The sequence below is a fragment of the Pseudomonas sp. PAMC 25886 genome (genome assembly GCF_000242655.1).
Taxonomy (GTDB): Bacteria; Pseudomonadota; Gammaproteobacteria; order Pseudomonadales; family Pseudomonadaceae; genus Aquipseudomonas.
On the sequence record NZ_AHHC01000083.1, the window covers coordinates 55,887 to 77,160 of the forward strand.

The 21,274-nt window shown below is 62.4% G+C and carries 25 protein-coding genes; 10 read left to right on the plus strand and 15 right to left on the minus strand.

Annotated features, from left to right (window positions below; translation table 11 throughout):
• Nucleotides 1–12: 12 nt before the first annotated feature.
• Both MUM_RS0126790 and MUM_RS0126795 read right to left on the minus strand, forming a co-directional pair.
• On the minus strand, nucleotides 13–1,158 hold the full coding sequence (locus MUM_RS0126790; protein ID WP_010176102.1) for a patatin-like phospholipase family protein: 1,146 nt from the start codon (nucleotides 1,156–1,158) through the stop codon (nucleotides 13–15).
• 32 nt (nucleotides 1,159–1,190) lie between these two features.
• Nucleotides 1,191–2,126, minus strand: a complete 936-nt coding sequence (locus MUM_RS0126795) for a lipid A biosynthesis lauroyl acyltransferase (RefSeq protein WP_010176103.1) — start codon at nucleotides 2,124–2,126, stop codon at nucleotides 1,191–1,193.
• Between the two features lie 118 nt (nucleotides 2,127–2,244).
• Between MUM_RS0126795 and minC the strand changes: the two genes are divergently transcribed.
• From minC to MUM_RS0126820, 5 genes are all read left to right on the plus strand, one after another.
• Nucleotides 2,245–2,982 (plus strand): septum site-determining protein MinC, encoded by a 738-nt coding sequence (minC, locus tag MUM_RS0126800; protein WP_003209099.1) that lies wholly within the window; start codon nucleotides 2,245–2,247, stop codon nucleotides 2,980–2,982.
• 199 nt (nucleotides 2,983–3,181) lie between these two features.
• Entirely contained in the window at nucleotides 3,182–3,994 is an 813-nt protein-coding gene (minD, locus tag MUM_RS0126805) for a septum site-determining protein MinD (RefSeq protein ID WP_010176105.1), read from the plus strand.
• Between the two features lie 3 nt (nucleotides 3,995–3,997).
• Nucleotides 3,998–4,252: a cell division topological specificity factor MinE gene (gene minE / locus MUM_RS0126810; RefSeq protein WP_003175252.1), complete on the plus strand. Its 255-nt coding sequence runs from the start codon at nucleotides 3,998–4,000 to the stop codon at nucleotides 4,250–4,252.
• A 96-nt stretch (nucleotides 4,253–4,348) separates the two neighbouring features.
• Entirely contained in the window at nucleotides 4,349–4,984 is a 636-nt protein-coding gene (locus MUM_RS0126815; RefSeq protein ID WP_008432172.1) for an RluA family pseudouridine synthase, read from the plus strand.
• Between the two features lie 195 nt (nucleotides 4,985–5,179).
• Complete coding sequence (locus MUM_RS0126820; protein ID WP_010176109.1) at nucleotides 5,180–6,469, plus strand: M18 family aminopeptidase; 1,290 nt, start codon at nucleotides 5,180–5,182, stop codon at nucleotides 6,467–6,469.
• Between the two features lie 62 nt (nucleotides 6,470–6,531).
• Here MUM_RS0126820 and MUM_RS0126825 read toward each other — a convergent pair whose 3' ends face one another.
• Both MUM_RS0126825 and moaB read right to left on the minus strand, forming a co-directional pair.
• The gene (locus tag MUM_RS0126825) at nucleotides 6,532–7,758 is read right to left on the minus strand and encodes a molybdopterin molybdotransferase MoeA (RefSeq protein ID WP_029616119.1); all 1,227 of its coding nucleotides are present in this window, start codon (nucleotides 7,756–7,758) and stop codon (nucleotides 6,532–6,534) included.
• Nucleotides 7,742–8,281 carry a molybdenum cofactor biosynthesis protein B gene (gene moaB / locus MUM_RS0126830; RefSeq protein ID WP_003209092.1) on the minus strand — a complete coding sequence of 180 codons (540 nt, stop codon included), beginning with the start codon at nucleotides 8,279–8,281 and terminating at the stop codon, nucleotides 7,742–7,744. Before moaB ends, MUM_RS0126825 begins: the two co-directional genes overlap by 17 nt.
• A 75-nt stretch (nucleotides 8,282–8,356) precedes the next feature.
• Between moaB and mobA the strand changes: the two genes are divergently transcribed.
• Both mobA and MUM_RS0126840 read left to right on the plus strand, forming a co-directional pair.
• On the plus strand, nucleotides 8,357–8,959 hold the full coding sequence (mobA, locus tag MUM_RS0126835; RefSeq protein WP_010176111.1) for a molybdenum cofactor guanylyltransferase MobA: 603 nt from the start codon (nucleotides 8,357–8,359) through the stop codon (nucleotides 8,957–8,959).
• Between the two features lie 80 nt (nucleotides 8,960–9,039).
• The gene (locus MUM_RS0126840; protein ID WP_003209090.1) at nucleotides 9,040–9,261 is read left to right on the plus strand and encodes a YgdI/YgdR family lipoprotein; all 222 of its coding nucleotides are present in this window, start codon (nucleotides 9,040–9,042) and stop codon (nucleotides 9,259–9,261) included.
• 57 nt (nucleotides 9,262–9,318) lie between these two features.
• On the opposite strand, the gene MUM_RS0126845 is transcribed toward MUM_RS0126840, so the two are convergent.
• From MUM_RS0126845 to MUM_RS0126895, 11 genes are all read right to left on the minus strand, one after another.
• Nucleotides 9,319–10,209 (minus strand): pseudouridine synthase, encoded by an 891-nt coding sequence (locus MUM_RS0126845; RefSeq protein WP_085989930.1) that lies wholly within the window; start codon nucleotides 10,207–10,209, stop codon nucleotides 9,319–9,321.
• A gap of 65 nt (nucleotides 10,210–10,274) precedes the next feature.
• A complete protein-coding gene (locus MUM_RS0126850) occupies nucleotides 10,275–10,610 on the minus strand; it encodes a hypothetical protein (RefSeq protein WP_029616120.1) in 336 nt (111 codons plus the stop codon).
• 74 nt (nucleotides 10,611–10,684) lie between these two features.
• The gene (locus MUM_RS0126855) at nucleotides 10,685–10,921 is read right to left on the minus strand and encodes a glutaredoxin family protein (RefSeq protein ID WP_010176117.1); all 237 of its coding nucleotides are present in this window, start codon (nucleotides 10,919–10,921) and stop codon (nucleotides 10,685–10,687) included.
• Between the two features lie 79 nt (nucleotides 10,922–11,000).
• Nucleotides 11,001–12,002 (minus strand): aromatic ring-hydroxylating oxygenase subunit alpha, encoded by a 1,002-nt coding sequence (locus tag MUM_RS0126860; RefSeq protein WP_010176118.1) that lies wholly within the window; start codon nucleotides 12,000–12,002, stop codon nucleotides 11,001–11,003.
• A complete protein-coding gene (locus MUM_RS0126865; RefSeq protein WP_010176119.1) occupies nucleotides 11,999–13,138 on the minus strand; it encodes a hypothetical protein in 1,140 nt (379 codons plus the stop codon). The genes MUM_RS0126860 and MUM_RS0126865 overlap by 4 nt, the downstream gene beginning before the upstream one ends.
• Nucleotides 13,135–14,283, minus strand: coding sequence for a hypothetical protein (locus MUM_RS0126870; protein WP_010176120.1), 1,149 nt, complete (start codon nucleotides 14,281–14,283; stop codon nucleotides 13,135–13,137). The genes MUM_RS0126865 and MUM_RS0126870 overlap by 4 nt, the downstream gene beginning before the upstream one ends.
• Nucleotides 14,271–15,629, minus strand: coding sequence for a F390 synthetase-related protein (locus MUM_RS0126875; RefSeq protein WP_010176121.1), 1,359 nt, complete (start codon nucleotides 15,627–15,629; stop codon nucleotides 14,271–14,273). Before MUM_RS0126875 ends, MUM_RS0126870 begins: the two co-directional genes overlap by 13 nt.
• Nucleotides 15,619–16,473, minus strand: coding sequence for an MBL fold metallo-hydrolase (locus MUM_RS0126880; RefSeq protein ID WP_010176123.1), 855 nt, complete (start codon nucleotides 16,471–16,473; stop codon nucleotides 15,619–15,621). Before MUM_RS0126880 ends, MUM_RS0126875 begins: the two co-directional genes overlap by 11 nt.
• A complete protein-coding gene (locus tag MUM_RS0126885; protein WP_010176125.1) occupies nucleotides 16,470–17,477 on the minus strand; it encodes an NAD-dependent epimerase/dehydratase family protein in 1,008 nt (335 codons plus the stop codon). The genes MUM_RS0126880 and MUM_RS0126885 overlap by 4 nt, the downstream gene beginning before the upstream one ends.
• Complete coding sequence (locus MUM_RS0126890) at nucleotides 17,477–18,496, minus strand: beta-ketoacyl-ACP synthase 3 (RefSeq protein ID WP_010176128.1); 1,020 nt, start codon at nucleotides 18,494–18,496, stop codon at nucleotides 17,477–17,479. The genes MUM_RS0126885 and MUM_RS0126890 overlap by 1 nt, the downstream gene beginning before the upstream one ends.
• A gap of 88 nt (nucleotides 18,497–18,584) precedes the next feature.
• Nucleotides 18,585–19,793, minus strand: coding sequence for an ammonium transporter (locus MUM_RS0126895; protein WP_010176130.1), 1,209 nt, complete (start codon nucleotides 19,791–19,793; stop codon nucleotides 18,585–18,587).
• Between the two features lie 348 nt (nucleotides 19,794–20,141).
• On the opposite strand from MUM_RS0126895, the gene MUM_RS0126905 reads away from it, so the two are divergent.
• Genes MUM_RS0126905 through MUM_RS0126915 form a run of 3 tightly spaced genes read left to right on the plus strand, consistent with a single transcriptional unit; the run spans nucleotide 20,142 to nucleotide 21,184 of the window.
• Entirely contained in the window at nucleotides 20,142–20,456 is a 315-nt protein-coding gene (locus tag MUM_RS0126905; protein ID WP_010176132.1) for a DUF883 family protein, read from the plus strand.
• Nucleotides 20,457–20,459: 3 nt separating this feature from the next.
• Nucleotides 20,460–20,846, plus strand: a complete 387-nt coding sequence (locus MUM_RS0126910; RefSeq protein WP_003209078.1) for a phage holin family protein — start codon at nucleotides 20,460–20,462, stop codon at nucleotides 20,844–20,846.
• Nucleotides 20,843–21,184 carry a hypothetical protein gene (locus tag MUM_RS0126915; protein WP_010176133.1) on the plus strand — a complete coding sequence of 114 codons (342 nt, stop codon included), beginning with the start codon at nucleotides 20,843–20,845 and terminating at the stop codon, nucleotides 21,182–21,184. The genes MUM_RS0126910 and MUM_RS0126915 overlap by 4 nt, the downstream gene beginning before the upstream one ends.
• The last annotated feature ends 90 nt before the right edge of the window (nucleotides 21,185–21,274 follow it).

Below are 21,274 nucleotides of genomic sequence, written 5' to 3' on the forward strand. Positions count from 1 at the left end.
TCCTACAGGTAATCAGCCAAGGCCCAGAAACCGCTTCAGCTCTTCGCGCTTGGCCAGCGCATCCCGCCGTCCCAATTCGATCAACTCGCTGCAATATCCCGCCTCGAACAGCAAGTAGCTGAGCACGCCCGCGCCACTGGTTTTGGTCGCCCCCGGCCCGCGCAGAAACAGGCGCAATGCCGCCGGCAATTCCTGGCGGTGACGTGCCGCAATTTCATCGATCGGCTGGCTTGGCGCGATCACCAACACTTCCACCGGCGCCAACCCTTGTATCGCCGCATTGGCAGGCAACACATGACTGAACTGGTTCAGGCGCTCCAGCAATTCGATGTCGCTTTCCAGGCTGTCGATGAACGTGCTGTTGAGCATGTGCCCGCCGATCTGCGCCAGGGTCGGCTCCTGGCCCGTGAACGTGCGTGCCGGGTTCGACGGGTCATTGCCGCGCGGGTTGCCACTGACGCCCACCACCAGCACACGGCTCGCCCCCAGGTGCAGCGCCGGGCTGATCGGCGCCGATTGCCGCACGGCACCGTCGCCAAAATATTCCTGATCGAGTTTCACCGGCGCAAACAGCAGGGGAATCGCCGAGCTGGCCAGCAGGTGTTCAACGGTCAATTGGGTGGGAATGCCGATGCGCCGATGCCGCAGCCAGGCATCGATGGTGCCGCCGCCCTGATAGAAGGTGACCGCTTGCCCGGACTCGTAGCCAAACGCAGTGACGGCCACCGCATGCAGGTGCTTCTGGCGGATCGACTCGTTGATGCCTTCCAGGTGCAATTTGTCCCGCAACAAGTCCCGCAGCGGCGAACTGTTGAGCAGCGCTACCGGCACCTGTGCTCCCAGCCCCAGCAGGCTGTGGATAAGAAACCGGCTCGCCTGGCTGATCACTCCGGGCCAGTCGCTGCGCAGCACCAAGTGGCTGCGAAAGCCTTGCCAGAAGGCAGTCAGGCGCTGGATGGCGGCGGTAAAATCCATCGCGCCGCTGGCCAGGCTGACCGCATTGATCGCCCCGGCCGAGGTGCCGACAATCACCGGAAACGGATTGGCCGCCCCCGGCGGCAACAGTTCGGCAATCGCCGCCAATACCCCCACCTGATAGGCGGCCCGCGCCCCGCCTCCGGAAAGAATCAAACCTGTGACCGGTTCAGCTGGGCGCATTGCATCACTCCATGTTGCTTGGGGACTTCAGATCAACGACGGCGTTTTTCATACAGCTTAGGCTCACCCGGTGGCCGGCTCTTGAAGCGGCGGTGAGTCCACAGGTATTGCTCGGGGCATTCGCGCACGGACGCCTCAACCCACTGGTTGATGCGCAGGCAATCGATCTCGTCGGTTTCACCGGGGAAGTCGGTGAGCGGCGGATGGATCACCAGGCGATAACCACTGCCGTCGGCCAGGCGTTCCTGGGTGAACGGCACCACCAGCGCCTTGCCCAGGCGTGCAAATTTGCTGGTGGCGGTGACGGTGGCGGCCTGAATGCCGAACAACGGCACGAAGATACTTTGCTTGGCGCCGTAATCCTGGTCCGGTGCGTACCAGATGGCGCGGCCAGCGCGCAGCAGCTTGAGCATGCCGCGCACGTCTTCGCGCTCTACGGCCAGGGAGTCGAGGTTGTGCCGCTCGCGGCCACGGCGCTGGACGAAATCGAACAGCGGGTTGCCGTGCTCGCGGTACATGCCGTCGATGGTGTGTTTCTGCCCCAGCAACGCGGCGCCGATTTCCAGGGTGGTGAAATGCAGGGCCATGAGGATCACGCCCTTGCCTTCCAGTTGCGCCTGCTTGAGGTGCTCCAGCCCTTCGACATGGGCCAGGCGCGCCAGGCGCGGCTTGGACCACCACCAGCTCATGGCCATCTCGAAGAAGGCGATGCCGGTGGAGGCAAAGTTTTCCTTGAGCAAATGTTTACGCTCTTTGGCGGATTTTTCCGGGAAGCACAGTTCCAGGTTTCGCGCCGCAATGCGTCGACGTTCACCGGCTACCCGGTACATTCCCGCACCCAGGGCACGGCCAATCCCCAGTAAAACCCGGTATGGCAACTGCACAATCAGCCACAGCAAACCGAGTCCCAGCCATAACAGCCAAAAACGCGGGTGAAAAAATTCAGCTCGAAAACGCGGGCGATCCATTAATGATTCCGGCAAAGACAACGGCCGCGCATTCTACAACGGTTCGACCCGGCTTGCGGCTAGCGGATGTTCTCGTTATAAGTCTCGACACTTTTCGTGACAAGCCGCTTTGCCGACCATGAGCCAAACCGAACCGCTAGACCAAGATCCCGTGTTCCAGCTGAAAGGCAGCATGCTCGCCATTACCGTGCTGGAACTGGCCCGCAATGACCTTGATGCCCTGGACCGCCAGCTCGCCGCCAAGGTCGCCCTCGCGCCGAACTTCTTCAACAATGCGCCGCTGGTGCTGGCCCTGGACAAACTCCCGGCCGGCCAGGGCGCTGTCGACCTGCCCGGTCTGATGCGTGTGTGCCGCCAACATGGCCTGCGCACCCTGGCGATTCGCGCCAGCCGTATCGAAGACATTGCCGCGGCAATCGCCATTGAACTGCCAGTACTGCCGCCGTCCGGTGCACGGGAGCGTCCGCTCGACCCGTTGGTCGGCGAAGAGAAGAAAAAACCGGAAAAACCGCCGGAGCCGACGATCAAGCCTACAAAGATCATCACCTCTCCCGTACGGGGCGGGCAGCAGATTTACGCCCAGGGTGGCGACCTTGTCGTCATCGCCCCGGTCAGTCCGGGGGCGGAACTTCTCGCCGACGGAAACATCCATGTATACGGCCCCATGCGTGGTCGTGCACTGGCCGGCATAAAAGGTGACACAAAGGCCCGTATTTTTTGCCAGCAGTTAACCGCTGAGCTAGTGTCCATCGCAGGCCAGTACAAGGTTTCGGAAGATTTGCGCCGCGATCCGCTGTGGGGGGCCGGGGTACAAGTCAGCCTGTCGGGCGATGTGTTGAACATCGTTCGTCTTTAACGGATACTGCCGCATTTTCCAAGCATCTCTAGACTCTGATAGCACAGCGAAAACGGCAAAACTTGTGTAGGAATAATTTTAAGGCGGGGTTTGCCCAGGCAAACCGTGCTTTCTCCTACAAGAGCTGCCCGCCTGCAGCGAGTTTCAAGAGATGTTTTTCAGGGGCTAAAAAGTCCTTTTTCCTTAGGGGTGAAACACCTTGGCCAAGATTCTCGTGGTTACATCCGGCAAGGGTGGTGTGGGTAAGACCACCACCAGCGCCGCTATCGGTACCGGCCTCGCTCTGCGCGGCCACAAGACAGTCATCGTCGACTTCGACGTCGGTTTGCGTAACCTCGACCTGATCATGGGCTGCGAACGCCGCGTGGTGTACGACTTCGTCAACGTCGTGAACGGCGAAGCCAACCTGCAACAGGCCCTGATCAAGGACAAGCGCCTTGAGAACCTGTACGTACTGGCCGCCAGCCAGACCCGCGACAAAGAAGCGCTGACCAAGGAAGGCGTGGGCAAAGTCCTCGCCGAACTGAAAGAAACCTTCGAATACGTGGTGTGCGATTCCCCGGCGGGTATCGAGACCGGTGCTCACCTGGCGATGTACTTCGCCGACGAAGCCATCGTCGTGACCAACCCTGAAGTGTCGTCGGTACGTGACTCGGACCGTATGCTCGGCCTGCTGGCCAGCAAGTCCCAGCGCGCCGAGAAAGGCGAAGAGCCGATCAAGGAACACCTGCTGCTGACCCGTTACAACCCTGAGCGCGTCAGCAAGGGCGAGATGCTCGGCGTTGAAGACGTCAAGGACATCCTGGCCGTGACCCTGCTGGGCGTGATCCCGGAATCCCAGGCTGTGCTGAAGGCTTCCAACCAGGGCGTGCCGGTGATTCTCGACGACCAGAGCGACGCCGGCCAGGCGTACAGCGATGCGGTTGATCGCTTGCTGGGCAAAACCGTGGAACATCGCTTCCTCGATGTAGCGAAGAAGGGATTCTTCGAGCGTATCTTTGGAGGCAACTAAACAATGAAATTTCTCGACTTCTTTCGCGCCAACAAAAAGCCAAGTACCGCGTCGGTAGCGAAAGAGCGTCTACAGATCATCGTGGCGCACGAACGCGGCCAACGCAGCACCCCGGATTACCTGCCAGCCTTGCAGAAGGAACTGGTTGAGGTGATCCGCAAGTACGTCAATATCGGCAACGATGACGTGCATGTCGCCCTGGAAAATGACGGCAGCTGCTCGATTCTGGAACTCAATATCACCCTGCCTGATCGTTGATCGAAAAGGCGGTCGCCACGGCGGCTCGGTTACCTGGCTCCCCACAAGGGGCCGGGTGAGCGAGCCGCCGTTGGCGTTTGTTACGAGGCTGTTTTAATGCCGTTGTCCAATGTCCATATCCTTCATCAGGACGCTGCTGTCCTGGTGGTGAACAAGCCAACCCTGCTGCTCTCGGTGCCCGGTCGCGCCGACGACAACAAGGACTGCCTGATCACCCGCCTGCAGGAAAACGGCTACCCCGAAGCCCGCATCGTCCACCGGCTGGACTGGGAAACGTCGGGCATCATCCTGCTGGCTCGCGACGCAGACACCCACCGTGAACTGTCCCGTCAGTTCCACGACCGGGAAACCGAAAAGGCCTACACCGCGCTGTGCTGGGGCCAACCGGAACTGGACAGCGGCAGCATCGACTTGCCATTGCGCTACGACCCGCCGACCAAGCCACGGCACGTGGTGGACCATGAGTTCGGCAAGAACGCACTGACCTTCTGGAAAGTCCTGGAGCGCTGCGGCGACTGGTGCCGGGTTGAACTGACGCCGATCACCGGCCGTTCGCATCAACTGCGGGTGCACATGCTGTCCATCGGGCATCCGTTGCTGGGTGACGGTTTGTACGCCCATGAACAGGCACTGGCCGCCTGGCCACGCCTGTGCCTGCACGCCAGCATGTTGAGCTTCACCCATCCCCAGAGCGGCGAGCGTCTGCGCTTCGAGTGCCCGGCGCCGTTTTAAGCTGCAACCCCGATCAAATGTGGGAGCTGGCTTGCCTGCGATAACGGTGTGTCAGCCCCATATTGGTGACTGGCAGACCGCTATCGCAGGCAAGCCAGCTCCCACATGGGTTCTGTGCCCGTATCAAGAAAGCAGCTTCCCTCCAAATTCTGAGCCAATACGGTAAACTCGCGCCATTGCTGTCTGGAGCTACTTATGCGCGAAGAGTTGAACCAAGGCCTGATCGACTTCCTCAAGGCCTCCCCTACCCCGTTTCATGCCACCGCCGCCCTTGCACAGCGCCTGGAAGCGGCCGGTTTCCAGCGTCTTGACGAGCGCGAGACCTGGACCACCGAGGCCAACGGGCGCTATTACGTGACCCGCAACGACTCCTCGATCATCGCCTTCAAGCTCGGCCGCCACTCGCCCCTGCAAGGCGGCATCCGCCTGGTCGGCGCCCACACCGACAGCCCGTGCCTGCGGGTCAAGCCACAACCTGAACTGCAACGCCAGGGCTTCTGGCAACTGGGTGTGGAAGTGTACGGCGGCGCGCTGCTGGCACCGTGGTTCGACCGCGACCTGTCCCTGGCTGGCCGCGTGACTTTCCGCCGTGACGGCAAGGTCGAAAGCCAGTTGATCGACTTCAAGCTGCCCATCGCGATCATCCCCAACCTGGCCATTCACCTGAACCGTGAAGCCAACCAGGGTTGGGCGATCAATGCCCAGACCGAACTGCCGCCGATCCTCGCGCAGTTTGCCGGTGACGAGCGTGTGGACTTCCGCGCAGTGCTCACCGAGCAGTTGGCCCGTGAACACGGCCTGAACGCCGATGTGGTGCTCGACTATGAACTGAGCTTCTACGACACCCAGAGCGCCGCGGTGATTGGCCTCAATGGCGACTTTATCGCCGGCGCGCGCCTCGACAACCTGCTGTCGTGCTTCGCCGGCCTGCAAGCCTTGCTCACCGCCGAAACCGACGAAACCTGCGTGCTGGTGTGCAACGACCACGAAGAAGTTGGCTCCTGCTCCGCCTGCGGTGCCGACGGCCCGATGCTGGAGCAGACCCTGCGTCGCCTGCTGCCGGAAGGTGATGAATTCGTACGCACCATCCAGAAGTCGCTGCTGGTGTCTGCGGACAACGCCCACGGCGTGCACCCCAACTACGCCGAGAAGCACGACGCCAACCACGGCCCGAAACTCAATGCCGGCCCGGTGATCAAGGTCAACAGCAACCAGCGCTACGCCACCAACAGCGAAACGGCCGGGTTCTTCCGCCATCTGTGCATGGCTGAAGAAGTGCCGGTGCAGAGCTTTGTGGTACGCAGCGACATGGGGTGCGGCTCGACCATCGGCCCGATCACGGCAAGCCACCTTGGCGTGCGCACCGTGGACATCGGTTTGCCGACGTTTGCCATGCACTCGATTCGCGAGCTGTGCGGCAGCCATGACCTGGCGCACCTGGTGAAGGTGTTGAGTGCGTTTTACGCGAGTCGTGATTTGCCGTAACCGAGGCTAATGCTGTACCTGTGGTGAGGGGCAAGCCCCTTCACCACAGGGCACTGCAATACCTAACTCAAGACTTCACTCAACGGAATGAAGTTGACCCGATCACCGATCTCCAGCGTCGTCCCTTCCCGTACTTCCACCAAACCCTCGGCCCAGGCCGCACTGCGCAGCACACCCGAGCTCTGGTTGCGGTAGATGATCGCCTTGCCCTGCTCCAGCCGACCGCGCAAGTACTCGCGACGGTTCCCCGGCTTGGCCCACACAAACCCCACCGGCACTTCAATGCGCAACGGCTGCACGTCCTGCACGCCCTGGCGGCGCAACAGGTAAGGCCGCGCCAGCAAGGCGAAGGTCACCAGCGTCGACGCCGGGTTGCCCGGCAAACCGATCACCGGCACGCCACGGAAATGCCCGAACGTCAGCGGCTTGCCCGGCTTGATCGCCAGCTTCCACAGCGCCAGTTCACCTTCTTCGCGCAGCGCAATCCCGAGGAAATCCGCCTCGCCCACCGACACACCGCCGGTGGACAGGATCAGGTCAACCGAGCCCAACGCCCCCAGGCGCTCGCGGGTTTGCTCCAGGTCATCCGGCAGGATCCCGGCGTCCACCACTTCGCAGCCCAGGCGTTCCAGCCAGCTGCACAACACCCGGCGATTGCTGTTGTAGATCTGCCCGGGGCCCAACGGCAGGCCCGGCTCGATCAACTCGTCGCCGGTGGACAGCACGGCCACACGGGCGCGACTGATCACCTCCAGGCGATCACGGCCCAGGGATGCGGCCAGCCCCAGTTCGATCGGGCCCAGGCGTGTACCCGCGGGCAGCACCAATTCGCCCACGGTGGTTTCCTGGCCTTGGGGACGGATGTTTTGATCCACCTGCAGCGACTCGGTAAAGCTCACGCGCTGATCGGGGTGGACCACGGCGTTTTCCTGCATCTCAACGCAGTCCGCCCCTTCCGGCACCGGGGCGCCGGTGAAGATCCGTGCACAGGTGCCGGCGGCCAAGGGCTGCGGCGCCGTGCCGGCGAAAATGCGCTGGCTGACCACCAGTGGCTCGCCGGTCCAGTCCGCCAGGCGCAGGGCGTACCCGTCCATGGCGCTGTTGGGCCACGGCGGCAAGTCCAGGGTAGAAACCAGCGCCTGCGCCAGCACCCGGCCGTCACATTCGGCCAGCGGCAAGGTTTCCTGCTCGCGAATCGGCGCTGCCTCGGCCATCGCCAGCAGTTGCTCGAGGGCGTCTTCCACCGGCATCAACGCGCCGGTCTTGCCCGGCTTACCCACGGGATTCACAGGGCTCGGCCTGTTTCAGATGCGGGACAAAATTGCACGGGCGGTGACGGTTATCCAGTTGCTCGGCGAGTATCCCGTCCCAGCCGGTACGCACCGCGTTGGTGGAGCCCGGCAGGCAGCACACCAGGGTGCCATTGGCCAGGCCGGCCAGGGCACGGGACTGCACGGTGGAGGTGCCGATATCGGCCACGGAAATTTGCCGGAACAGCTCACCAAAACCATCTACCTGCTTGTCCAGCAAGCAGCTCACCGCTTCCGGGGTGCTGTCGCGTCCGGTGAAGCCGGTGCCGCCGGTGATCAACACCACCTGCACCACATCTTCGGCAATCCAGTGCGCCACTTGCGCACGGATTTTGTACAGATCATCTTTAAGCAGCACCCGCTCGGCCAGCAGGTGGCCGGCGGCGGTCAGGCGGTCGACGAAGACCTGGCCCGAGGTGTCGGTTTCCAGGGTGCGGGTGTCGCTGACCGTCAATACAGCGATATTCAGGGGTACAAAGGGCGCATCAGCCTTGGCTTTCATGGCTCGGTCCGGTTGTCGAAGGAACAGCCCGATGTTATATCACAGCCCCCCATTTCACTGCCCGCAGGAGCCGTCATGCCAAGCCATTCTTTCCCACCGCCCTGCTCCGTGCTGTTGCTGGCCGGCGGCCGCGGCCAGCGCATGGGCGGCCTCGACAAGGGTTTGCTCGACTGGCACGGGCAGCCGCTGATTGCGCACCTGCAGCGCCTGGTGCGGCCGTTGACCGACGACCTGATCATCTCCTGCAATCGCAACCAGGCGCAGTACGCGGCGTACGCCGACCAATTGGTCGGCGATGACAGCCCGGACTTCCCCGGCCCCCTTGCCGGTATCCGCGCAGGGCTGGCGGCGGCACGGCATGGGCATCTGCTGGTGTTGCCGTGCGACGTGCCGCAAATCGATGAGCAACTGCTCGCCGACCTGCTCAGCACGGCCCGGCAAAACCCGTTGCTGCCGGTGATGGTGCGCCATGGCGACTTCTGGGAGCCGTTGCTGTGTGTGATACCTACTTTGCTACATGAAACTTTCGAGCGTGCCTGGGCAGCCGGCGAGCGCAGCCCACGCCAGATCATGCAGGCGCTGGGGGCCAAGGCCCTGGATTGCCCTGCGGATGACCCTCGCCTGGCCAACTTCAACACACCTGAGTTGTTGCACCGCCCGCCCAGCGTGTCAGAATGAACGTCGAACAAGGAACTTTGCCGGCGTTGCACACGTCACAAGGTCAGTACTCAACAAAGCATTCTCTCGGAGACAAACTCATGACTCAACGGACCATCGCCGCTCTCATGCTTGCACTGGGCCTCGCTACCCTTGCCGGTTGCGCCTCGCCAACAGTGATCACCCTGAATGACGGTCGCGAAATCCAGGCCGTCGACACTCCTAAATTCGACAAGTCCACCGGCTTCTACGAATTCGAACAGCTGGATGGCAAGCGCACCCAGATCAACAAGGATCAGGTTCGCACCGTTAAAGACCTGTAAGTCTTAACGCCGGATACGAAAAAGCCCGCTTGATGCGGGCTTTTTCGTACCTGGGGTTTACCAGTCCAGGCTGATCTCGCTGCGGAAACTGCGCTCCTGGCCGGTCACCGGGTCGATAAAACGCACGCCCTGGGCCAGCAGCTTGAGCGGATTGGCGTAGTCGTCCTCGGCATCCTTGATGACGTCAGGGTAGAACGGGTCATTGCAGATACTCGCGCCCAACGCCGTCATGTGCACCCGCAACTGGTGTTTCTTGCCGGTCACCGGAAACAGGCCATAGCGCCACAAGTCACCCTGCTTTTCCCGCACCTCGACTGCGGTCTCGGTGTTGCTCGCCCCCTCGCCTTCCTGCATGCGAAAGAACGGCTCGCCATCCACCAGCCGGCTTTTATGCACCAACGGAAACGTCAGCCCGGGCAAGGCCGGGGCAATGGCTTCATAGAACTTGTCGATCTTGCGCGTGGGAAACAGCTGTTGATACGCCGAACGCGTCCGGGGATTGGCCGAAAACAACACCAGCCCCGCCGTATGCCGGTCGATGCGATGCAGCGGCACCAAGGCCGGGTTGTCCAAGCGGCGAATCAAGCGCCGCAACAGGGTTTGTTCGACGTACTCACCGGCGGGCGTTACCGGCAGAAAATGCGGCTTGTCGGCCACCACCAAATGTTCATCGGCGTACAGGATGGTCTCCTGTACCGGGATCACTTTCTCGTTCGGCACTTCACGGAAATAGTAGATGCACAGGCCTTCGCGGTAGGCGAGGTCCTGGTGGATGGGGGCGCCATTGATGTCCAGCACCCGGCCCCGGGCGACGCGGTCCAGCCATTGTTCACGGCTGATGGCCGGGAAGTGCTCACACAGGCAATCCAGCACGGTCGCCCAGGCGCCTGGCGGCAGGTACAAGGTGCTGGCTTGGTGCTGGGCAGCGGAAAAAACGGACATGGGCAGGCTCAAGACGTGGACATACAGGCGGGCATTATCCCGCATGCCGCTGGATCAGGCCCAGCACAGATTCAGGCCTTGACCAATTCCGCGCGCAACACCGGCGATGCACTGGCCGCCTCGGTGAATTCCTTGAGCCAGCGCAGCACATCCACCGCTTCCCAGCGGCCTGGATCGTAAAGCGCGTACAGCAAGCCCTGATAGCCCACCACATCCAGCTGCTTGTGATAACCGGCACGCTGGAACAGCGCCTCGATCTCGGCAAAGCAGGTATTGAAATGCACTTTGTTAAACGGCGTCTTGCCTTCCGTGACCAGGCCATCGAGGCGCAGCTCGTTCACCGCGTCGCGCACGACGTCGGCGGACATGCGATTGACGCTGCTTTTCAGTTGTTCAACATTCACCACGGGCGTTCCCTCTCATTCAATCGCTGTACAAACATACAGTAACCGAATAATCGGGAACTCGCCATCGCCGAGTGCTAGCCAAGAAAGTTCACCACCTGCGCTTCGTCGAACGGCCACTCCAGCTCCGCGCCCGTGTCCACCCGGCGCAGCACCGGAATCCGCAGGCCGTAGGCCTCGAACAAGGCTTCGGAATCGGCGATATCCACCAACTCCACCAACAGGCCGTGTTCGACCAACGGCATGATTTCGGCTTCGGCAAACTCACACAGATGGCAGCCCAGGGTGCCGAACAACTGACATTCAGGAAGCATGGCAAAGGGTCCGAAAAGAATCAGGTGCCTATTCTAACAGTGTCCGGGTACCGCAAAACACGGCCCCTTCCCGACGCCCCTATAGCCAGATTTCCAGCTCTCGCTCGGCAAAGACCAGTGGCTGACCGTTCTCCAGCAACTGTCGTATGCCTGGCCCCAGCAGGTCTTGCGGCCCATCCAGAGGCGTCGCCGGGATGCGGTGAAAGCGCCGCTGATTAGCGCTGACACGCTCGAGGATCTGACGGTCCTGGCGCAGGATCACCCCGAACAGCCGGCGCAACACCCAACGCTTGAGCAGCGCCGGCAATACTCCGCATGTCGTGGCCACCCGGGCAAACAAGCGCAATTGGCCATCGCCACTCGGCGTCATCCACGCACTGACCAGCAAGTTAACGCCGCCGCGTGCATCGCGGTATTCGATCTCGGCCAGCCCCGGCAAACGAAAGCGTCCCATGCTGACGCCACGCTCGCCCTCGAACCAGTGTGAGATCAACCCTGATTGCTTGCCCTCTTCGCTATAGACCGCCTCCACGCCGTCTGCGAGGGCGCGCACCCGAACCCTGAGTTTTTGCCGCTGCCTGTCGTGTCGTATCCACCCGGCATGCACGAAATGCGTGTGAAACCCGTCGAGGAAATTTTCCGCAGCGTCCTGGAGTGAGCACTGCACCTGGTCGGTTATCCAGAATGTGTCGAGGTTCTGCTGCTGCGGGGCAGGCGCCACCGGCGGTGTTTGCGGACGCTCGGGCCCTGGACTGACCCAGACCAGACCGTGGGCCTCGCAACTCTGCACACTATCCAGCAACGGCTTGTTGCACGCTGCCTGCTCGGTGCCCGGCACCCGCGTACAGCGCCCGTCGGCGGCAAATCGCCAACCGTGATAGGGGCATTCGATCTGCCCATCGCGCACCTTGCCTGCGCTCAATGGCGCAAAGCGATGCGGGCAGCGATCAGGCAGGACGGCGGCGCGCCCGCCCTCATCCCGAAACAGCACCAGCGGCAGCCCCAAAAGCTGGCATGCCAACGGAGCATTGCGCAGTTGGTGGCTCAGGGCTACCGGCCACCAGGCGTTTACCTGACTCATAGTTTGAACCTGCGCATCAGGGGCACACCGATGCCATGCAACAGTTGGCTCAGGACACACCAAACCCACCTGCGGCCCCAGGATAAATGGGCGACATGGATCAGGCTGTATTCGATCTGCGGCTGGCCCCCGCGCAAGCGTTTGAACCCGGCAGCACCCGAACTGAAATTCAGCACCACACCGCGCTCAACCGCCTCTTGCAGGCACAACCGCGTGAGCTGGCGGTACAACCCGGCCCGCTGTGGCAAGCCCGTGTCGTACCCCACGATCGGCGTGCTGATCAGTGCCGCATTGGCAAACCAGCCCAGGGCACCGTCAATGCGCCCCTCACCGTTGCGTAACGCGCGCATCTCCAGCCAGCCTTCGCGCTGACCACGCTGCATCCACTGGGCGCTGTAGTGCGGGTTCAGCGTGCTGTACTTGTCCAGGTAAAGCAGGTTGTAAAGATGCTCGATGCGTTGGAAGTCGGCGTCGTCCAGCGCTGCGCCCGGCACCACTTCATAGGGGCTGCGGCGCAGCAACGTGGCATCAAGCCGGGTGTTGTGGTGGTTGAGAAACCCGGCCTGTGCCCCCGCCCGGCCATCGAACAGATAGACCTGCCGAGTGGGAATACTCAGGTAGCCGAGGTTTTCCAGACGCTGGCGCAATGGCCGATTGCTGAAGTCATTCAGCGAGCGAAAACCAAACCCGTGATCGGGAAACGTTCGCTGCAGCAAGGCGGTGATCGCCGGCAACTCGTTGATGTCCCAATCGCCGGGGTAAAGGTTGGTGGACAGAAGCCAGTTGTTGACCTGCACCAGCTTGTCGATCCTGGCCCAGCGCAACATGTGCTGCACGCCCTGGGTCAGGACCTTCAGCGGCCAGGTCAGCCGGGGCCGCCCAAGGCGTTTGATCTCTTCGAGGGCGTAACCGCTGAAGGCGGTTTGAGGCGACACCACGTAGCAATTGCCATCCGGCTCAAGGCCCTCGGTGATACTGACGGGGAACTGCTGCGTCCCGGTGTCGAGCAGCGCCATGCGGGTGCTGACGTTGCCGATCAGCGCGCCGCCGGCGCAGGTGCGCACATAGCGCCGGGCAAGGCTATCGTCGGCGGGTGGGGGCTCATTGAGCAGTTGCTCTTCGAACAGTAACCTCATGGCAGGTACTCGCTCAACGGCTGGCCGTTCCACTCGATGTCTGCGGTGGACGCGGCCAGCAGCCCGCAGCGCCGGGAAGCCGCGCGGGCGATGATTTCCGCCAGGCTCAGGAGTTGGGCAGGCAGGGGCCAGAAGTCACCCTGGCGGGTAATCACATCCCGGGCATCGCTATAGTCACGCCAGAAGCCCGCATTCAATACCCGCTGCGGCGCTGCCAGCAGAAGCATCGCCAGCGCAATCATCCGGGGTTCGCAGGTGGGTTCAAGCACGCCGCTGCCAGTCAGGCTGGCCACCAGTTGCTTGCGCTGATTGTCAAACAGGTGCACCCCACTGGTGGCTCGCGGGTTGCATTCCAGGACATGAAAATGTCCGCCCGACTCTTCGATAAAGTCGAAGCCGACCTGCCCGGTGTAGCCCGTTTCGCGACCGAATTGTTCTAGAAACTGGCGCACTGGCACTGGCATACAAGGCTCGAAATAAATCCCCGACCCACGCCCCACCCGGTAGCGCGGGTGGTAGCAGCTGTGGGCGCGCAACTCACCGTCGATCAACACGCTGAAGCTGCAGTATTCCCGGCCCTCGATAAACCGCTGCGCCACCCACGGCGCCGCTTCACTGGGCTGTACCTTGACCAGTTGCCCGGCAGACGGACGAATCAACGTCTGGGAGGCAAAACGCGAATAAGCCGGCTTGAACACCCACTGGCCTGCTTCATCCATCAATGCCTGCACCGCCGGGCGATCGGTCAACAGCCGGGTTTCAGGCGCCGCCAACGCCCACCCCTCGGTCATGGCGGCAAAGCGCCCCTTGTGATGCAAACGATGCAGCAAGGCAAAATCGCTGGTCAATATCCGGCACAGCGGCGCCAGGCGTGCGAGACCGTGAGCCAGGTAAAACACTTCCTCGCAGGTGGGCAGTAGCAAATCGATGTGCTGCGCCTGGATCACCCGCGCCAGCGCCTCGATCCAGGCGGCGGGAGCCTGTCGAGGTTCCGGCAAGCGCACAAAGTGTTGCACCGAACAGCTGAAACGGCTCAGCGGCTGGCTCACGGAATCACCCACGCTGACCGTCCAGCCCGCCTCGTCAAAGGCCCGCGCCCACTCCAGGCACGCTGGGGCGCGTGCGCCAAGAATCAGTACATGCATGGCAAACCCTCGGGCAGTTGCAGCAGTTTCAGACGGCGGCGCTTGGCAAACGCCGGCGGCGGCTGCCACTGGCCGAAACTGAACGCCGGAGGTTGCAGCCCCTGCTGCTGGCAGAATGCGTGAATGCTTTGGATCAAGGCCTGGCACAGGTCGGCGTGATCACCGCCAGCTTGCACGTTGATCTGCCAGTGCAGGCCTTGCTGGTGAATTTCATATTCCCGCAAGCACTCACCGTGCATCAGCAAGGCGCGCCGCAGCACATCCGGATAGAGCGCGCGCAATTGAACACCGCTCACGTCGGGCAGCCAAAGAATGTCATCCATACGCCCCTCGACCGCGGCAATCGCGCGTTCGACACGCCCGCACGCGCAAGGCGCCTGGGTCACCCGCAACACATCGTTGAGACGGTAACGCACGATCAACTGGGTGCGTCGGGAGAAGTCGGTGATGATCGGCTGAAAACGTGTGCGCGCGGCGTCCAGCCAATCCGCCTCAATGTGCAGGTGGCTTTCGTTCAGGTGCAAAGTACCCTGTTCGCAGGTGTAGCCAAGGAAGCCTTCGCTGGCCTGGTAAATCTGCCGGGGAGCCACGCCGAACGCCGCCTGCGCCGCTTCTGCATCCGCCGTTTCGAGGACTTCCGCCACCGACAGGATATGGCTCGGGCGGATGGACAGGCGCCCGGCCAGCGCGGCTTCGGCCAACCCGCGCAATACCGTGGCCGGCGCCACCAGTACGTCGGGTTGCTGAGTGTTGAGACGCGACAGGCTGGCGTCGAGCCCAAGGGTCAGGTCGTGGAAGGCAAAGTCGATGCGTCGACTGGCCAGCGTTGTGTAGAGCCGGCTATTGGCCCGTAGAAAGAATGCGATGCGCAACGGCGCGCGCCATGGAAAAAGCAGGCGTGGCAGCAGATGACGCGGCAGCGTGCGCGCCAGCAGGATGCCGGCCCAACGTTGACGCTCAAGGCTGCTGACGAGGAATACACCTTGATTACCCGAGGTCCCGCTCGACAAGCCGACGGTGAGGTCACCCAGCGTCGGGCTGAAATCCCGGGACTCTTCAGCCCGGCGTGCCACCGGCAGCACCTGCGCCAGGCTCAAGCCACGGGTGTTGAACCCGGCGAAATCGCCCATCAGCGTGGCTTTGTCCATCAGCGGCAAAGCACTCAGGTCCGTCACCACCTGCCCCTTGAAACGGTGCGACTGAGGCAATACCCGTTGCAGGAAATACTTCAACTGGCGTGCCTGCCAGGCTTCCAGTTGTTCCCGGCGGGCAAACTGCAGCCGGTAGCGGCTGTGCAGGAAACTGGCTGCGCTGCGCAATGTGCCGATCAAGCGCTCATCGCTCATCGCCGAACGCCTCCCAGGCATGGGTGCAATGGGAAGGCAGCACGGCCACGGCCGGTTCGCGGCGAATCAACTCGCCCAAGCCGCTGTAGGTCTGGCGATACTGTTTGGCATCGTGGCTGGCAAACCACAAGGCCGGTGGCGCCGGCAACCGCCCGGCACGGCAGGCGGGGACCGACCAGCACGCGTCGGCCACCAGAAACACCGGTCGCCCCTGGGCATCGGGCATGAACAAACCCAACTGCCCTTCGCTATGCCCCGGCAGCGGAACGCCCAGCAGGCTGCCATCGCCGAGCAGATCCAGACCTTGATGAAACGGTGTCATCCAGTCCGGCAGCGCGGCTTTTTTGCAGGTGTCGGCGAGGGTCATGCGCGCGGCGAAATCGTCGGGCAACAACGCCGGCAGATGACCGCCCAGGGTCGCTCGCCAGCGATGGCCCCGCAGGCTGTCGATGTGTTTGCGGTCGGCCTCCAATGCGATGAACTTGGCCTGGGGGAAGTCCCTGAGCCCGGCGATGTGATCGCTGTGGAAGTGCGAAATGATCACCGTGCGTATGTCATCGGGACCGATACCGAATGCGCGCAATTGCGTGAGCAGCTGTTCTTTCACCGGCAGCTCGACCGGCACCGCGCTGCGATACAGGCGCTCGGGCAGTGCCTGGGTGGCGTTAAAAAAGTGCTCGGCGTAACCGGTGTCGTAGAGTATCCAGCCCGCGTCGGGATGGCGGATCAAACCGCACAAGGCCGGAAAACGCGTCGGCACCCAGCGCCCTCCCCGATCGGCCAGGCATTCCAGGTGCTGGCACCAGCCGGCGCGCAACACACTCAGGCTGACAGTACGGCTCATGCTCCCACTCCTTGTTGGGCAAGCCACCACTGTGCGTGCTGGCGGATGCCTTCGTCCTGCGTCACGACCGGGCGGTAGCCCAGCTCGTTTCGAATGGCACTCAGGTCCAGGGTTTGGCTGAACGCCAGCACACCGGCGCCATAGCGTGTCAGCAACGGCTCGCCGCTGCCTCTCAGGTGTGCGCCGACTTCCAGCACCCGAGCCAGCGCGTCCATGAGTCGCCATGGCACGCGCCGGGTGCGCAGATTCAGTTGAAACTGCTCGGCGACGCGTTGCAGTAAGTCAGCGACCGTCAACGGCGTGCCATTGCTGACGTTATAGGTGCACACCGCCCGTGGCAGCGGTTGGGTCAGGCTCAACAGCACCGCGTGTACCAGGTTGTCGACGCAGGTAAGGTCCAGTTGCGCCTGCCCCCCTCGCATCAGCGGAATCGGCCCGCGCTGCATCACCCGCACCAGACGTGGCATCAAGGTGGCATCCCACGGGCCAAACACCGCACGCGGGCGCAGGATCACTGCTTCGGCAAGCCCCGCCTCATTCACCCGCACTTCCGCCAATGCCTTGCTGCGCGCGTATTCGTTGACCGGGGGTGGCAGTGGTTCGTCTTCACGAATATCGAGACGATCACGGAACGCAAAATACAGACTGGGTGTGGACAAGTGCACCAGCCGCTTCACCTGGTTGACGCGGCAGGCATTCAGCACCTCGGCAGTGGAATCGAGATTGGCTCGGGCAAATGCTGGCACCGTGCCCCATGGCGAGGACAGCGCCGCGCAATGAACCACCGCCGCACACGCATGCGAGGCATCAAGCAAGGTGCGGCAAGCCCCTGAGGTGCCGTGTTCCAGCGACACCCAGGATGCCACGCCGGGGCTCTGGCGAATGACCTCGGCCGCAGCACGGGCATTGCGGCCGGTAAACTGCACCTCACACCCCTGGCCGACGAGGCGCCAGACAATGTGCCGACCAATGAATCCGGTGCCACCGGTGACGAGAACTTTCATCAGTACTCCAGGACCATGCCGCCAAGGGATAAGCCCGCGCCGGTACCTATCAACATCAGGCGCTGGCCGCGCTGGATACGCTGGTCACGGATGGCGATATCCAGCGCGGTGGGCAGTGACGCCGCCACCTGATTGCCGTGCGAAGCGAAGATGTCGATGACCTGTTCAGGGGCAAATCCCAACCGCCGGGCCGCATGCTGCATCGCCTGCTGGCTGGCCTGGTGCGGGATGACCCAATCAATCTGCGACTTGGTCAAACCGGCCTGATCCAGCAGTTCTTCCACCAGCATGGGTAGGTGTTTGGCCGCCAGCCGAAACACGCTTTTGCCCTGCATCGAAAAACTGGTCAGTGGTTCGAACGGGCCGTCGATGCGCCGCGGGTGATGACGCGAACCGCCGGCGGGGATCTGGCACAAATCTGCGCCTTCGGAATACGTCTTGAGGTTTGAGGCCAGGATTTTCGACCCGCCGTCGCTGACCGCCAGCACCACCGCCGCAGCACCGTCGCCGAAGATTGCGCAGACTTCCACCTGCTGCCAGTCCAGCCCGCAGGAAGCGATGTCCGAACACACCAGCAAGATGCGCTGGTAGCGCCCGGCCAGCAGCGGCCAGGACAGCGTATCCAGCGCGGCGATAAACCCCAGGCAACTTGCATTGATGTCCATGGCGGGAATGCCGGAAGACCCCAACCCCAATTCGCGGTGCAACAACGCGGCGTTACACGGCATGCCCTGGTCCATGGTGCCACTGGCACAGACCACCAGGTCGATCTGCTCCAGCGCCAGCCCCGCGGCCAGCAATGCCCGGTGTGCGGCGATGGCACCGAGGCTCGCGGCGTTTTCGCGACGGCTGGCCACGTGCCGATGGGTGACGCCGCTGACGCGAGCGACGCTGCCGGCTACCAGGCCGAGTTGAACATCCAGTTGCGCACTGGTGAGGATGTGCTCAGGCAGTGCATGCCCGGTCCCCAGGATTATTATTGGCCTGTGGGCAAGGGGCAAACGTTGAGAGGTTGGCATTCAAGTTCCGTTTGAAAGGGTGTCGCCTGGTTGTTGTTTGCCCATATTAGCAGCGGCAAGGCGCAACCCCCTAAACGCAAACCGCCCCTCAGTCCTGACTGACGGCGCCAATCTTGTGGATCGACAAATCGGCGCCGTAATACTCCTCTTCCTGACTCAGGCGCAGGCCGTAAACGCGCTTGATCACACCGTACACCAGGAAGCCGCCGACCAGCGCCACCAGCACGCCCAGCGCGGTGCCGATCAACTGGCTGAACAGACTCACGCCGCCCAGCCCACCGAGGGCGGTCTGGCCGAAGATCCCGCAGGCGATCCCGCCCCACACGCCGCACAGGCCGTGCAGTGGCCACACGCCCAGCACATCATCGATCTTCCAGCGATCCTGGGCCGCGATGAAGCACCAGACAAACAAGCCCCCCGCCACCACGCCCGTCACCAGCGCGCCTACCGGGTGCATCAGGTCGGAACCGGCACAGATCGCCACCAAGCCGGCCAACGGGCCGTTGTGCAAGAAGCCAGGGTCGTTGCGCCCGATCACCAACGCCGCGACCGTGCCGCCGACCATCGCCATCAACGAATTGACCGCCACCAGCCCGCTGACGCCAGAGAGGGTTTGCGCGCTCATGACGTTAAAGCCAAACCAGCCGACGATCAGAATCCACGAGCCCAACGCGAGGAACGGGATGCTCGACGGCGCGAACGCCACCAGGCGACCTTCCCGATAACGCCCTTGCCGTGGCCCCAGCAGCAACACCGCCGCCAGCGCCAGCCAGCCGCCCATGGCGTGCACCACGACGCTGCCGGCAAAGTCATGGAAGCTGGCGCCGAAGGTGGCCAGCAACCAGGCTTGCAGGCCGTAGTTGCCGTTCCACACCATGCCTTCGAAAAACGGGTAGATGAAAGCCACGATCAACGCGGTGGCACACAGTTGCGGAACAAAACGTGCACGCTCGGCAATCCCCCCGGAAATGATCGCCGGGATCGCCGCAGCGAAAGTCAGCAGGAAGAAGAATTTCACCAGGCCATAACCGTGGTCGGCGCTGATCACCGCCGCCGGTTGCATGAACGTCACGCCATAGGAGATCCAATAGCCTATAAAGAAATAGGCCAATGTGGAGATGGCGAAGTCACTGAGGATTTTCGACAGGGCATTGACCTGGTTCTTCTGGCGCACGGTGCCGACTTCCAGGAATGCAAAGCCGGCGTGCATGGCCAGGACCATGACCGCACCAATCAGAATAAACAGCGTGTTGGAACTGTGGACGAGGGTGTCCACCGCGCTTTGCAAATTTTCCATGGAGAATGGCAGGCCTGCACATGCAGGAAAAAGCACCAAAGCAGTTCATGACCTTCATGACGCGCACTAAATTGGCACCGGCGGCCCGACCCTCTTTTGAGGCCGTGAACCGCTTTAGCGCAGCGTTCAGTGAGAAAGGCAGAATCCGACAGGGTTTTTCCGCGAGTTTTAGTTATTTAGGGTAAGGTTTTTCAGGGTTTGAGCCCCAACCGCCCGGATTCAGCGCAAGGCCCCTGGCCCGCGCACCAAGGCAAAGCAAAAGCTGTACCAGACAATTGCAGTGAACCTTCACCGACACCGGTGACTCGAAACCAAAAGTAAACAGACCAGCCACTCACGGAGATAACCATGGCCAGAAATACGGCAAAGACTGCTCAAGAAATATTGATGGCGGATTTTCAAACCCTGGTCAGCGATACCGAGAAGCTGCTGGACGACACCGCGATCCTCGCGGGCGACCAGGCGGATGAACTGCGCAGCAAGATTCACGAAAGCCTGCTCAAGGCCCGGGAAACCCTGCAACTGACCGAAGACTCCCTGCGCGAACGCGGCCAGGCGGCTGTCACGGCCACGGAAGACTATGTCCAGGCCAACCCTTGGCAGTCCGTCGGCATCGCGGCCGGTGTGGGCTTTTTGATCGGCCTGCTGGCTACAAGGCGCTAATTTATGTCTATCGGCGAATCCGGCTCGTCCACGGGCCCAAGTTCTACTTCACGGCGCCTGGGCGCGGCTGTCCTGGGTTTGCTGCACAGCCACGTCGAGCTGTTTGGCATCGAGCTGCAGGAGCAGAAAGCCCGCACCGTCAGCCTGCTGCTGTTTGCCGGCCTGGCGCTGGTGTTTGCCTTGCTGTTGCTGGTGGGCCTGTCGGCGCTGGTGATGATTCTGGTGTGGGACACCTACCGCCTGACCGGGATCATCAGCCTGTGTGTGTTCTACATCTTGGCCGCCGCTTTCTGCGGGTTGCGCTTGAAGGCGGCGGTGTTCGATGAGTCCACGCCGTTCCACGCCACCCTCGAAGAACTGGCCAACGACCGGGAGCGCCTGCTGCCATGAGCCTGACTGAATTGCCGCAAAACACTTCCCGGCGGGAGATGCGCAAGGCGTTGATCCGCCTGCGCATGGAAATGCACCGCCAGGAAATTCGTCACGAGTCCCAGCAACTGATGCTGCCGCTGCAAAAGGTCCGCAACATGGGCCAGAGCTGGCAGGACGGCTTTGGCATCAAGCACGCGCCGCTGTGGGGCGTGGGCGTGGTGACACTGCTGGGCTTTCTCACCGGCAAAGGCGCCAAGGGCGGCGGAATCGGCACCATGACCCGCCTGGTGCGGCTGGGTGCCGGTCTGATCCCGCTGATCAAACTGGCCATGCAAGGAGCTTCGCGCAAAAGTTGAGCCGCGCTGGCTGCATTCTTGCAAACAGATCAGGCCCGGCCCTCTCCATCGAGGGCCGGGCCTTTTTCATTTCCGGTCTTTTAAGGAGGC